Origin of the sequence: Streptomyces sp. SAI-135, assembly GCF_029893805.1 — a bacterium.
Lineage (GTDB): Bacteria > Actinomycetota > Actinomycetes > Streptomycetales > Streptomycetaceae > Streptomyces.
The window spans coordinates 1,020,094-1,032,385 of sequence record NZ_JARXYP010000002.1 but is presented as its reverse complement, the minus strand read 5'-3'; the positions used below and the strand labels follow the sequence as shown (position 1 = coordinate 1,032,385).

Here is a 12,292-nt window from a genome sequence, read left to right as displayed (position 1 = left end):
GCGGAGCGGACGGTTGTGGCCGGAGGCCGGCCCCTGGCCGGCGGGCGTCGGGGCTGCGCGGAGGACTGGCCGACTGGGTCACCGGGTTACATCGGAGTCTGCGACTACCCCAGCCGCTCGTGCAGGAAGGGCACCGTGGCCTGCCACGCGCGGGCGGCGGACCCGGGGTCGTGGACCTCCGGGCGGCCGTCGTTGAAGAAGGCGTGGTTCGCCGGGTAGAGGCGCAGGTCGGGAGTGATCCCGGACTGCTCGCGGACGGTCTCGCGCAGGGCGTCGAGGCTGTCCGCCGGGATGCTCTCGTCGAGCTCGCCGTAGTGGCCCAGGATCTCCGCCTTCAGGCCCGAGAAGTCCGGCAGCTCCCCCTGGATCACCCCGTAGAACGGCACCGCGGCCCTCACCCGGGAGTCGGCCGCCGCCAGGTACAGGACGAATCCGCCGCCCATGCAGAACCCGACCGCGCCGACGGAGTCCGAGGTGACCTCGTCCAGCGACAGCAGGTGGTCGACCGCGCCGGACAGCAGTTCCACGCCGCGCGAGACCGGCAGTTCCCGCATCATCCGCAGGGCCTCCGCGCTCTCGTGGGCCACATTGCCGCCGTACAGGTCGGGAGCGAGCGCGACGAAGCCCTCCGCCGCCAGCCGGTCGGCGACGTCGGCGATGTGGTCGGTCAGTCCCCACCACTCCTGGATCACGATGACGCCCGGCCCGCTCCCGGACGGCGGCAACGCCAGATAGCCGTGCGCGGTGGTGCCGCCGCTCGGGAACGTGACGTTCTGGCGGGCGGGTGCTCCGGTCGACTTCGGCAGTTCGGCCATGGTGCTCGACTCCTGTGCGGTCCGGTGGAAAGGGGGTGCCGGAGCCGTGACCCCGGCGGTGATCACCAGCCTGCCACGCACCCCACGGCCCGCGGGACGGAGCCCCCGGGAAGCGGACTGGCGCACCCGTAGTTTTACGTATAACCTCTCCCGTCAACCACCCGTCCCGAGAGGTTCGCATGAGACGCGTCGCCCTGGTCACCCTCGTCGTCGACGACTACGACGAGGCGATCCGCTTCTACACCGAAGCCCTCGGCTTCCGGCTCGTCGAGGACGCTCCCCGACCCGACGGCTCCCGCTGGGTCGTCGTACGGCCGGACGAGCGCGAAGGCGGCACCGACCTGCTGCTCGCCCGCGCCAAGGACGAGGCCCAGCAGGCGCGGGTGGGGAACCAGACCGGTGGGCGCGTCGGCTTCTTCCTGCACACCGACGACTTCGCCCGCGACCACGCCCGCATGCTCGCCGCGGGCGTGACCTTCCTGGAGGAGCCTCGCCACGAGCCCTACGGCTCGGTCGCCGTCTTCCAGGACGTGTACGGGAACCGCTGGGACCTGCTCCAGCCCGCCGCCTGATCCTCCGCCACCCCGCTCGCCGTTCGAAGAAAGACCCCGCCATGACCGCTACGCGCGTAGACGCCGATCTGATCCGCCGCCTCCCCAAGGCCGTCCTGCACGACCACCTCGACGGCGGCCTGCGCCCCGCCACCGTGGTGGAGCTCGCGGCGGAGGTCGGCCACACCCTGCCCACCACCGACCCGGACGAGCTCGCCGCCTGGTACTTCGAGGCCGCCAACTCCGGCGACCTGGTGCGCTACATAGCCACCTTCGAGCACACCCTCGCCGTCATGCAGACCCGCGAGGGCCTGCTGCGCACGGCCGAGGAGTACGTCCTCGACCTGGCGGCCGACGGGGTCGTGTACGGCGAGGTGCGCTACGCCCCCGAGCTGAACACCTCCGGCGGCCTGACCATGGCCGAGGTCGTCGAGACCGTCCAGGAGGGCCTGGCCGCCGGTATGGCGAAGGCCGCCGCCGCGGGCACCCCGGTGCGGGTCGGCACCCTGCTGTGCGGGATGCGGATGTTCGACCGGGTGCGCGAGGCCGCCGACCTGGCCGTCGCCTTCCGGGACGCCGGTGTCGTCGGCTTCGACATCGCAGGAGCCGAGGACGGCTTCCCGGCCGCGGACCACCTGGACGTCTTCGAACACCTGCGCCGCGAGAGCGTGCCCTTCACCATCCACGCCGGTGAGGCCCATGGCCTGCCCAGCATCCACCAGGCCGTGCAGGTCTGCGGCGCCCAGCGCATCGGCCACGGCGTCCGCATCACCGAGGACATCCCCGACCTCGCCGGCGGCAAGCTCGGCCGGCTCGCGGGCTGGGTCCGGGACCGCCGTATCGCCCTGGAGATGTGCCCGACCTCCAACCTCCAGACCGGCGCGGCCGGCTCGATCGCCGAGCACCCGATCACGGCCCTGAAGGACCTGGGCTTCCGGGTCACCCTCAACACCGACAACCGGCTGGTCTCGGGGACCACCATGACCCGCGAGATGTCCCTGCTGGTCGAGGAGGCGGGCTGGACGGTCGAGGACCTGCGCACGGTCACGGTGAACGCGCTCAAGAGCGCCTTCATCCCGTTCGACGAGCGCAGGGCCCTCATCGAGGACGTCGTCCTGCCGGGCTACGCGCTCTGAAGCAGCCCCCGCAGATAGGCGGCCTGTCCGACGTGCTGGAGATCGTCGGACAGGACGCTGACCAGCCGTACCCCGAGGGTCACCGGCGGGTCCCAGTTCTCGTCCACCACACGGTCCAGGTCCTCGGAGGTCAGCCCGCGCAGGGCTTCGAGGCTCTGGGCGTGCACCGCGTCGTAGTAGCCGGTCAGCAGGTCCGCGGAGTCGACCCGCACCTTGGCGACCTGCGCGGAGCTGTGGCCGTAGCCGATGTCACGCGGCTTCAGGTCGAGGCCGAACCGCTTCTCCCAGTCCTGCGTCAGCCACACCTGGTCGAGGCCGAGGGCGCCGGCCACGTGGTCGTCCTGGACGCGGGTGAGATGCCAGACGAGCCAGGCCACGGAGTTGGCGTCGGGTCCGGGACGGTGGTTGAGGTCGTCGGGGCCGAGGCCCTCGACGACGGCGTGGACTTCTTCCTGGATGCGGCCGAAACCGTCGATGAGGATGTCCTTTGCATGCATGACATCCACCATCGCGCATCGCGCCGCGTCGCGCGCACGAATGCCGCCCCGACGTCACGCGTCGGAACCGGCCCCGACGTCACGCGTCGGGAATCCAGCTCCCGTGGAAGCCCAGGGGCACCCGGCCCGGCAGATGGATCCGGGCCACCGGCTCGCCCGTGAAGTCCTGCGCCGAGAGGATCAGCAGGTCCGAGGCCCCGCGCTCGGGATTGTGGACGTAGGCGATCGCGTACCCGTCGTCCTCGGCGGCCCGGCCGTCGCACGGGTCCGACGGTACGAACACGGCCTCGCTCGCCGCCGCGCCCCGGGGCAGCCGGTGCACCTGCGAGGTGCCGCGCAGCAGGTCGTGCTTGATGAGCGCGTTGCTGAACGCCCGGTCGGGCGGCGGATCGCCGTCGACCGCCTGATAGGCCACCGCCATCTCCGCGGATTCCGCCGCGTACCCGTAGCGGTGCCGGCGGGACACCAGCGCCTCGTGGACCCGCGGGAACTCCTGGGGGCGGTCGTCGAGGGTCCGGGTCCGCACCCGCCCCTGCCGCAGGTCGACCGTCCAGCGGTCCAGGCGGGGGGTGCCCGCCCCGTACGGGCCTCCGGAGCCGTTGCCCGCCACCAGGAAGGGCGCGTCGAAGTTGGTCATGTCGACGACCAGGCTGTCGCCCTCCTCGTAGGCGTTGAGGGTGTGCGAGTAGTACACCGGGTCGACCTCGAACCAGCGGACCGCGCCCCCCGCACGTGGGAGGACACCGACCCGTGCCGGATGGCGGTCGTTCCAGACGTAGGGCACGACGTCGCCGCGCTCGGCGCCCGCCGGGTCGAAGGTGACCGGCATGTCGAGGACGATCACGTACCGCTCGGTGAGCGCGAAGTCGTGGATCATCGGCGCGTCCGCCACCGGGATCCGCGTGCTGCGCGAGACACGTCCCGCCGGGTCCACGACCAGGTGCCGGACGTGGTCCCAGGTCGGGTAGTAGGCGAGGGCGTGCAGTTCACCGGCGTGCACGTCGAACTTGGTGTGCGCGGTGAACGCGCCCTCCAGGGTGCCCCGGAAGTCGTAGGTGCCCACGGTGTTCAGCTCGCCGTCGAGCTCGTAGGGCAGCGGTCCGCTCTCCTGGAGCGCCAGGATCCGCCCCCGGTGGCCGATCACATGGGTGTTGCAGGGGAAGTCGTCCGGCGGCACCGGACCGGGGTAGGGCTCGCCGAGTTTCCTCGCCACCTGGGAGGAGCGCACCCAGCGGTTGCGGTACCACTCGGCACGGCCCTCGCGCAGCCGCACGCCGTGCACCATGCCGTCGCCGAGCATCCAGTGATGGGCGCGCGGGTCCTCAAGGCCCAGCACATTGGGGCCGGTGCGCAGGTAGCGGCCGTTCAGCTCGCGGGGGACGCGCCCGGTGACCGGCAGGTCGAAGGCGGTCAACTCCTCGGTGACCGGCTTGAAGGCGCCCTCCAGGAAGGGGAAGTGGCGTGCCGGCGCGGGGCGTTGGGCCGCGGCGGCGGAACCCGCCCCCACTCCCGTGCCCGCCAGGCCGCCCGCGGCGGCGAGCGCCGCCGCGCCGCGCAGCACGTGCCGTCGCGTGGGGGACGTAGATCGTGTGGAATCCGTCATCTGCCCTGCTCCTGACCGCAGTTGTCTTCGGTGACGGTCACGAGTCTGTGGCGTGCGACGGCTCGCGTCAGGAGTGGTGGACCCCGTCCTGGGGGTGGTGCCGGGCCCCCTGTTCCCCGCGGCGGCTCAAGCGTCCAGCAGGGCCATCAGGGCCCGCGCCGCCGGACTGGTGGCCTGCGGGGGCGGCAGCAGGGCGACGGTCTCGTACACGGTCTCCCCGGTGCCCTTGACGGGCAGGGCCGTCAGCGACGGCCGCTTGTGCCGGAAGTGCTGCGGTACGACCGCCACGCCGAGGTTCTCGTCCACCAGGTCGAGGAGGCTGTGCACGTCGTTGACCTCCAGCGCCACCGTCCGGCGCACACCCGCCCCGGCGAAGACGGCGTCGGTGGTGCGGCGCGGTCCCCAGTCCGGGTGGAAGTCGACGAAGACCTCGCCGCCCAGGTCCTCCGGGGTCACGGCCGCGCCGGCCGCCGCGAGCGGGTGGCTGGGGTGGCACAGGACGGTCATCGGCTCGCCGGTCAGTGGTACGGCCCGCAGCTGGTCGCTCTCCTCCCGCGTGCCCCGTACGGCGAACGCCAGGTCCAGACGGCCGGCGGCGACCTCGTCGGCGAGCGCGCCCGAACCGGCCTGCCGCAGGCAGATCTCCACGTCGGGATGCTGTCGCCGGAACGCGGCCAGCAGCCCCGCCACATGCACCCCGGCGATGCACTGCTCGGAGCCCAGCGCGAGCATCCCGCGCAGCACCCCCTGCACGGCGGCCACCGCCTCGTGGGCGGAACGCACCTGTGCGAGGATCCGCTCGGCCTCGCCGAGCAGGGCCCGCCCGGCCGGGGTGAGGGTCACCCGGCGGGTGGTCCGCACGAACAACGGGGTCTGCAGCTCCCGCTCCAGCGCCCGGATGGACGCGGACAGCCCGGACTGGGACACCAGGAGCCGCTCGGCGGCCCGGGTGAAATGCTGGTCCTCGGCGACCGCCACGAAGTGCTGGAGATGACGCAGTTCCATGATTGAGAAGCCTAGCCGCTGAATTCCATCGGATTCTTCTGTTGGACCAATGCCCCCAGGTCGCCAAAGATGGGGCGGAGGTCCATGACCCCTGGTTCCACCGTGCCAACCCCACTGGAGTCGCGTTGTACACCGCACACCCCGACCGCTACGCGGAGATGCCCTACCGGCGTACCGGACGCAGCGGCCTGAAGCTTCCCGCGATCTCGCTCGGCCTGTGGCACAACTTCGGCCCGGCGAACCGTACCGTCGAGACCCAGCGGGCCATCCTGCGCCGCGCCTTCGACCTCGGCGTCACCCACTTCGACCTCGCCAACAACTACGGTCCGCCGCCCGGCGCCGCAGAGTCCGCGTTCGGCGAGGCACTCAGGGCCGACCTCGCGGGCTACCGCGACGAGCTGATCATCTCCACCAAGGCCGGCTATCTGATGTGGCCCGGCCCTTACGGCGAGTGGGGTTCCCGCAAGTACCTGCTGTCCTCGCTGGACCAGAGCCTGACCCGGATGGGCCTCGACTACGTCGACATCTTCTACTCGCACCGCCCCGACCCGGACACCCCCCTGGAAGAGACCATGGGGGCCCTGCACAGCGCGGTCCAGCAGGGCAAGGCCCTGTACGTCGGCATCTCCAACTACTCGGCGGAGCAGACCCGCGAGGCCGCCCGGATCCTCGGCGAGCTGGGCACCCCGCTCCTCATCCACCAGCCGCGCTACTCGATGCTGGACCGGCGTCCCGAGGACGGGGGCCTGCTGGACGCGCTGGACGAGCTCCAGGTCGGCTCCATCGTCTTCTCCCCGCTGGAGCAGGGCCTGCTCACCGGCCGCTACCTCGACGGCATCCCCGAGGACTCCCGCGCGGCGAGCGACAGCCCCTTCCTGAGCTCGGACGCCCTCACCGAGGACCTGGTCCAGCAGCTCCGCGAGCTCGACGACCTCGCCAAGGGCCGCGGCCAGACCCTCGCCCAGCTGGCCCTGGCCTGGGTCCTGCGCGGCGGCCGCGTGACCTCGGCCCTGGTCGGCGCGAGCAGCCCGAAGCAGATCGAGGACAGCGTGGGCACCGTCGCCAACCTGGACTTCGACGCGGAGGAGCTGGCGAGGATCGACGCGATCGTCAATCGCTGACCCGCGCGGCCGGCACGGCCGAGGAGTCGCACGCACCGGGCACCGGCGTCACGCCGGTGCCCGGTGCGTGTTCCGCCGCGATCAGCCGGTCCGCTCCTCGATGCGCACGGTCACCGTGTCGCCGGCGTCCTTGCCGATCGCCTTCCGCACCTCGGCCTTCACGGGCAGCATGTGCGTGCCGTCCCCGAGGGCCATGAAGGAGCTCCGGAAGGGGTGCCCGTCGATCGTCCCGCGGACCTTGACGAGACCCCGGGTGCCGAAGAACTCCACGGAGGCGGGCCAGCGGACACAGGTCCACCCGCCGTTCCCCGGGTTCCTGCTCAGGACGGCGGTGAATTCCGCGTCCACCTTTCCGGTCGTGGCCATGATGTCCTCCCTCGCCGACGGCTTCCTCAGGGGAAGACTGCCGACGGGGTGAGAAATCATCGCGGCCGTCCCTCACGCCCCGGCCGGCACCCGGTCCAGAAACCCGTGCACGCTTCGGATCCGGTCGTCCCCGGCGAGCGTGACCACATCGGATCCGGCGACGGGCGCCGAACCGTCGCCCTCGCTGACGAGCTCCCAGGAGAACCGCGCCGTGTCGTGATGACCGTCGACGGCGCCGGTGATCCGGAAGACGAATCCCGGGAACTGCTCGTGGACAGCCGCGATCACCGCGGCGATCCCGTCGTGGCCCACCACGTCGGCGAGGGGGTCGGTGTAGCCGCCGTCCGCGGTCCAGGCGGCCGCCACGGCCTTGGCACGTGCCTCCGGCTCACGCGCGTTCCAGGCTTCGAAGTAGCGGGCGACGGCACTCTCGTAACGGTCGGTGTTCTCGGTCATGGCAATTCCCTCCATCGAGGTCGTCCGTGCTGGTGGGACCTGGTGGGACAACCCTGCCCGCGGCGCCCGTGACCGTCGATTACTTCCGGGGTCATGACGTTTGAACGAGGACCCGTCAGATTTCGGCCAGGAGGGTGGGTGAATATGCCAGGAGACTGGCCAAAAAGATGTGGTGACAGTGTTTCAGTAGTGAACATACTCGACTGACAGGTCCTTCACATCGAGCGAAGAGCCCGTCACATAGAGCAGCAAGAACCGCACAGCGCACATGAGACGCACGGAAAGCGAGGCCCTGCCGGCAGTCGAGGGAGCAAGCGGGGGAGTGGATCGTGCACGACGAATTCCTGTGCCATGTCACGGGGTACGGCATCTGCGACGGACGGCGCATCGGCGTACCCCTCGGAACCTATCGCGCGCCCACCCTCGCCCTCGCCCTGTGGTGGTTACGCGACCGGGCCTCCTGGATCGCCGACCGACTGGATCCCCAGCCCGAGGCCGAGTACCTCCCGGCGGGCGCCCTCGCCCCCGTCGCCGACGGTGTGCTCGACGTACCCGCCGTGATGCGGGCCTGGTGCACCGACCTGTACCAACAGGAGCTGGTCGCCGACGAGTTGGCGGCCGGGCGGCTGGTCAGGATCGCCGCGAGCGACGACACCACGGAGTACGAACTGCTCGCCGAGTCCGTGGACGCCCTGAGAATGCACCGGATGGCCTCGGCGCTGTTCACCCCTGTCGCCTGAGTCGCCCCGGCGCATCCCGCCCCCGTCGCACCCGATCACCGCCGCCGGGCGACCAGATCACCGCCACCGGGCGGCCGAAGGGGTGAATCGGTAGAATTCAGGCATGGCGGAGCGGTCGGTCGCACCGACGGCGCCCGAGCTCGTCCTGGAGACCGACACCGGCTCCACGGTGATGAGCCCGGGCCACGACTACCACGTCGGGCGCGACCCGTTGAGCGACATCGTCATCGACGATGCCCGGGTCTCGTGGCACCACGCGGTGCTGCGACCCGAGGCCGGCCATTGGACCCTCGAGGACGAGAACAGCACCAACGGCACCTATGCCGACGGCCGCCGCGTCCACGAGTGGGACGTCGGCCCCGGCAGCGTCATCCACTTCGGCAGCCCCTCCGACGGCCCCTGCGCGGTCCTGCTGGGCCGGCCCGCCCCCGAGCGCCCCTCGGCGGTCTCGATGCCCGGTCTCACCGGCACCTTCCGCAGCCCCACGGCGGTCCGCCCGCTCCCCACCCGCACGGTCCGCATCGGCCGCGCCGACGACAACGACCTCGTCGTCGACGACCTGGTCGTCTCCCGCCACCACGCCGAGCTGCGCGCCCCTCCCGGACGGCACCTACGAGATCACCGACCTCGGCAGCCACAACGGCACCTACCTCAACGGCCGGCCCGTCACGAGCGCCCCCATCGGCCCCGGCGACATCGTCGGCATCGGCCACTCCGCGTTCTGCCTCGTCGGCGACACGCTCCAGGAGTACGTCGACACCGGCGAGGTCTCCCTCGACGTCCAGGACCTCACGGTCGCCGTCGACCACGGCCGCAGGACCCTCCTCGACCACGTCTCCTTCCCGGTGGGGGAGAAGTGCCTGCTCGCGGTCGTCGGCCCGAGCGGCGCCGGCAAGTCCACCCTCCTGAACGCCCTCACCGGCCAGCGCCCCGCCGACCACGGCACCGTCCTCTACGACGGCCGCGACCTCTACCGCGACTACGCCGAACTGCGCCAGCGCATCGGCCTGGTCCCGCAGGACGACATCCTGCACGCCCAGCTGACCGTGCGCAGCGCCCTGTCCTACGCCGCCGAACTGCGCTTCCCGCAGGACACCGCGAAGGCCGAACGCCGCGAACGGGTCGACGAGGTCATCCGCGAGCTCGGCCTGGAACAGCGCGCCCGACAGCCCGTGCACAGCCTCTCCGGCGGCCAGCGCAAGCGGGTCAGCGTGGCCCTGGAACTGCTGACCAAACCCTCCCTCCTCTTCCTGGACGAACCGACCTCCGGTCTCGACCCCGGCATGGACCGCTCGGTGATGCACATGCTGCGCGGCCTCGCCGACGACGGCCGCACGATCATCGTCGTCACCCACAGCGTCCTGAGCCTCGACGTCTGCGACCGCCTCCTCGTCCTCGCCCCCGGCGGCCGGATCGCCTACTACGGCCCGCCCGAGGACGCCCTCGCCTACTTCGGCTTCACCCAGTGGCCCGAGGCCTTCGAAGCCTTCGAACGCGACCAGGACCGCGACTGGGCGGGCGACTTCCGCTCCTCGGCCTTCCAGCACCAGTACGTCGACGAGGCCACCGCACAGCCCCGCACGCCCCGCTCCGAGCCGGTCATCATCGCGCCCCCGCCCAGGCCCCGCAGCCGCGGCGCCCAGCTCGGCACCCTGATCCGCCGCTACGGCGCCGCCCTCGCCGCCGACCGCACCTTCCTCGTCATCATGGTCGCGCTGCCCTTCGTCATGGGCGCCATGGCCCGGGCCCTCGCGGGCAGCGAGCTCACCCGGGACACCGCGATGAACGCGCTGCTCATCCTGTGCGTCGGCGGTGTGCTCACCGGCGCCGCGAACGCCGTGCGCGAGCTGGTGAAGGAGCGGGTCATCTACCAGCGGGAACGGGCCGTGGGCCTGTCCAGATCGGCGTACCTGATGTCCAAGGTCGTCGTGCTGGGCACAATCACCGTCGTGCAGGCGGTGGTCCTGACCCTGGTCGCCCTCCTGGGCGTCGACCTCAACGCGCCCGGCGGCGAAGGCGTGGTGATGCCGCCCCTTGCCGAGATCACCCTCGCGGTCGCCCTGCTGGCCTTCACGGCGATGATGCTCGGCCTGCTCGTGTCCGCGCTGGTGCGCAAGGAGGAGGTGACGATGCCGCTGCTCGTGCTGCTCGCCATCGTCCAGGTCGTCTTCTGCGGGGCCCTGCTGAAGCTCGACGGCGTCCCCGGTCTGGAACAGCTGTCCTGGCTGGTGCCCTCCCGATGGGCGCTCGGCGCGATGGCCGGCACCATCGGTCTCGCCCGGATGGTGCCCGGCGACCTCACCGGCGATCCGCTCTTCGAGCACTCGGCGGGCGTGTGGCTGCTGAACATCGGCATGCTCGTCGTCCTCTCGGTGTTCTTCGGATTCCTCGTCTCCCGGCTGCTGCGCCGCCACGAACCCGCGGTCATGCGGAAGTAGGCCGCCGATGACGACCCCCGGCTTCCGGCCCACCCATGTCGTCCCCGGGTACGGCATGCCCGCCTGGGAGGCACCCGACCCCGCCCGCCCCACCGTGCCCCTCGACCCGCTCCTGCCCGTCCAGCTCGCCGAGCGGCGCGGCGACTGGGCACACGTCCTGTGCGCCAACGGCTGGTCGGCCTGGGTCGACGGCCGCCACCTGGTCGCCGTACCCCAGGACCCGCCCGCCCCCGACAGCCCCCTCACCCGCGCCGCGGACCCGCGCCCCCTGCTGTCCCGTGCCGACGAGACCCTCGCCCGCTACCGGGCCGCCGTCGAGGAGCTGGCCCGCGGCGGCCTCGACGGGGAGACCTTCCGCGGCCGCACCCGGGGACTGCGGATCGGGGTCGTCGTCGACGGGGAGCACATGTGGCTGTACGACGCCCAGCACGGACGCTGGGTCTACGCGGACGGCACCCGGCTCAGCACGTACGCCACCGACGAGGCGCCCCGCGCGGCCGCCGACGGCCCCGGTCACGCCCCCACCCAGGTGGTGACCCCCGATGGCCCGTGAGACCAGCCTCTTCTCCGGCAGCCCCTCCGAACTGGTCGGCCGACAGGTCGCGAGCTACCGCATCGAGCAGGAGATCGGGCGGGGCGGCATGGCCGTCGTCTACCGAGCCCGTGACCTGCGCCTGGACCGCACGGTGGCGCTGAAGCTGCTGGCCCCGGAGCTCGCCCGCAACGACACCTTCCGCAAGCGCTTCAGCCACGAGTCCCGGGTGGCCGCCGCGATCGACCACCCGCACATCGTCCCCGTCTTCGAGGCGGGCGAGACGGACGGCGTGCTGTACATCGCCATGCGGTACGTGGCCGGCAGCGATCTGCGCCATCTCCTGGACCGCCAGGGGCCGCTGCCGCTCCCGACCGCGCTGCGGATCGCCGCCCAGGTGGCCTCCGCGCTGGACGCGGCCCACGAGCACGGCCTGGTCCACCGGGACGTGAAACCCGGCAACATCCTGGTCTCCCGTGGCACCGACCGCGACCATCCCGAGCACGTCTACCTCACCGACTTCGGCCTCACGAAGAAGTCCCTTTCCCTGACCGGGTTCACGACGGTCGGCCAGTTCGTCGGGACCCTGGACTACGTGGCCCCCGAGCAGATCTCCGGCCGCCCGGTCGACGGCCGCTGCGACGTCTACGGCTTCGCCTGCGTGGTCTACGAGTCGCTCACCGGACACCCGCCCTTCCGCCGCGACGACGACATGGCCCTGCTCTGGGCCCACCAGTACGACGCCCCGCCCGCGCTCTCCGCCTCGCGCCCCGGCCTGCCCGCACCGCTCGACGCCGTGTTCGCCAAGGCCCTCGCCAAGACACCCGACGACCGCCACGACTCCTGCCTCGACTTCGTCGCGGCCCTGCGGTCGGCGGTGACGGGCGGCCACCCGCCGACGGAGGTCGCCGTGCGGACCGTGGAACCGCCGGAAACCCGGCCCAAGCCACCGCCGCACTGGGCCCAGCCGGTGATCCGGGGACGGTAGGCGGCCCACGTCGTACGACGGCGTCCGCGCGCCCGGCTTCCGTC

Annotated in this window: 12 protein-coding genes and 1 pseudogene; 7 read left to right on the top strand and 6 right to left on the bottom strand. The window is 71.9% G+C overall.

The window, feature by feature from the left end; genetic code table 11:
• Positions 1 to 104 precede the first annotated feature (104 nt).
• Positions 105 to 815, bottom strand: coding sequence for a dienelactone hydrolase family protein (locus tag M2163_RS09075; RefSeq protein WP_280893677.1), 711 nt, complete (start codon positions 813 to 815; stop codon positions 105 to 107).
• A gap of 179 nt (positions 816 to 994) precedes the next feature.
• On the opposite strand from M2163_RS09075, the gene M2163_RS09070 reads away from it, so the two are divergent.
• Both M2163_RS09070 and M2163_RS09065 read left to right on the top strand, forming a co-directional pair.
• On the top strand, positions 995 to 1,387 hold the full coding sequence (locus tag M2163_RS09070; protein ID WP_280893676.1) for a VOC family protein: 393 nt from the start codon (positions 995 to 997) through the stop codon (positions 1,385 to 1,387).
• A gap of 41 nt (positions 1,388 to 1,428) precedes the next feature.
• Positions 1,429 to 2,502: an adenosine deaminase gene (locus M2163_RS09065; protein ID WP_280893675.1), complete on the top strand. Its 1,074-nt coding sequence runs from the start codon at positions 1,429 to 1,431 to the stop codon at positions 2,500 to 2,502.
• On the opposite strand, the gene M2163_RS09060 is transcribed toward M2163_RS09065, so the two are convergent.
• The 3 genes from M2163_RS09060 to M2163_RS09050 form a co-directional block, all read right to left on the bottom strand.
• Complete coding sequence (locus tag M2163_RS09060) at positions 2,490 to 2,999, bottom strand: DinB family protein (RefSeq protein WP_280893674.1); 510 nt, start codon at positions 2,997 to 2,999, stop codon at positions 2,490 to 2,492. The two genes, M2163_RS09065 and M2163_RS09060, sit on opposite strands and share 13 nt — an antisense overlap.
• A 79-nt stretch (positions 3,000 to 3,078) precedes the next feature.
• The gene (locus M2163_RS09055; protein ID WP_280893673.1) at positions 3,079 to 4,602 is read right to left on the bottom strand and encodes a carotenoid oxygenase family protein; all 1,524 of its coding nucleotides are present in this window, start codon (positions 4,600 to 4,602) and stop codon (positions 3,079 to 3,081) included.
• 126 nt (positions 4,603 to 4,728) lie between these two features.
• Positions 4,729 to 5,607, bottom strand: coding sequence for a LysR substrate-binding domain-containing protein (locus M2163_RS09050; RefSeq protein ID WP_280853319.1), 879 nt, complete (start codon positions 5,605 to 5,607; stop codon positions 4,729 to 4,731).
• A 125-nt stretch (positions 5,608 to 5,732) separates the two neighbouring features.
• Here M2163_RS09050 and mgrA point away from each other — a divergent pair, with 125 nt between their 5' ends.
• The gene (gene mgrA / locus M2163_RS09045) at positions 5,733 to 6,728 is read left to right on the top strand and encodes an L-glyceraldehyde 3-phosphate reductase (RefSeq protein WP_280893672.1); all 996 of its coding nucleotides are present in this window, start codon (positions 5,733 to 5,735) and stop codon (positions 6,726 to 6,728) included.
• An 81-nt stretch (positions 6,729 to 6,809) separates the two neighbouring features.
• On the opposite strand, the gene M2163_RS09040 is transcribed toward mgrA, so the two are convergent.
• A complete protein-coding gene (locus M2163_RS09040) occupies positions 6,810 to 7,094 on the bottom strand; it encodes a DUF1905 domain-containing protein (RefSeq protein WP_280853321.1) in 285 nt (94 codons plus the stop codon).
• Positions 7,095 to 7,166: 72 nt separating this feature from the next.
• On the bottom strand, positions 7,167 to 7,550 hold the full coding sequence (locus M2163_RS09035; protein WP_280893671.1) for a nuclear transport factor 2 family protein: 384 nt from the start codon (positions 7,548 to 7,550) through the stop codon (positions 7,167 to 7,169).
• 329 nt (positions 7,551 to 7,879) lie between these two features.
• On the opposite strand from M2163_RS09035, the gene M2163_RS09030 reads away from it, so the two are divergent.
• The 4 genes and pseudogenes from M2163_RS09030 (at position 7,880) to M2163_RS09015 (ending at position 12,248) form a co-directional block, all read left to right on the top strand.
• Positions 7,880 to 8,290: a hypothetical protein gene (locus M2163_RS09030; protein WP_280853323.1), complete on the top strand. Its 411-nt coding sequence runs from the start codon at positions 7,880 to 7,882 to the stop codon at positions 8,288 to 8,290.
• Between the two features lie 103 nt (positions 8,291 to 8,393).
• Positions 8,394 to 10,728, top strand: a pseudogene (locus M2163_RS09025) (FHA domain-containing protein).
• A gap of 7 nt (positions 10,729 to 10,735) precedes the next feature.
• Positions 10,736 to 11,281: a hypothetical protein gene (locus tag M2163_RS09020; RefSeq protein ID WP_280853325.1), complete on the top strand. Its 546-nt coding sequence runs from the start codon at positions 10,736 to 10,738 to the stop codon at positions 11,279 to 11,281.
• Entirely contained in the window at positions 11,271 to 12,248 is a 978-nt protein-coding gene (locus tag M2163_RS09015) for a serine/threonine-protein kinase (protein WP_280853326.1), read from the top strand. Before M2163_RS09020 ends, M2163_RS09015 begins: the two co-directional genes overlap by 11 nt.
• Positions 12,249 to 12,292 lie beyond the last annotated feature (44 nt).

Coding starts and splice junctions, on each gene's coding strand:
- M2163_RS09075 (WP_280893677.1), bottom strand. CDS start 815: ATGGCCGAACTGCCGAAGTCGACCGGAGCACCCGCCCGCCAGAACGTC.
- M2163_RS09070 (WP_280893676.1), top strand. CDS start 995: ATGAGACGCGTCGCCCTGGTCACCCTCGTCGTCGACGACTACGACGAG.
- M2163_RS09065 (WP_280893675.1), top strand. CDS start 1,429: ATGACCGCTACGCGCGTAGACGCCGATCTGATCCGCCGCCTCCCCAAG.
- M2163_RS09060 (WP_280893674.1), bottom strand. CDS start 2,999: ATGCATGCAAAGGACATCCTCATCGACGGTTTCGGCCGCATCCAGGAA.
- M2163_RS09055 (WP_280893673.1), bottom strand. CDS start 4,602: ATGACGGATTCCACACGATCTACGTCCCCCACGCGACGGCACGTGCTG.
- M2163_RS09050 (WP_280853319.1), bottom strand. CDS start 5,607: ATGGAACTGCGTCATCTCCAGCACTTCGTGGCGGTCGCCGAGGACCAG.
- M2163_RS09040 (WP_280853321.1), bottom strand. CDS start 7,094: ATGGCCACGACCGGAAAGGTGGACGCGGAATTCACCGCCGTCCTGAGC.
- M2163_RS09035 (WP_280893671.1), bottom strand. CDS start 7,550: ATGACCGAGAACACCGACCGTTACGAGAGTGCCGTCGCCCGCTACTTC.
- M2163_RS09020 (WP_280853325.1), top strand. CDS start 10,736: ATGACGACCCCCGGCTTCCGGCCCACCCATGTCGTCCCCGGGTACGGC.
- M2163_RS09015 (WP_280853326.1), top strand. CDS start 11,271: ATGGCCCGTGAGACCAGCCTCTTCTCCGGCAGCCCCTCCGAACTGGTC.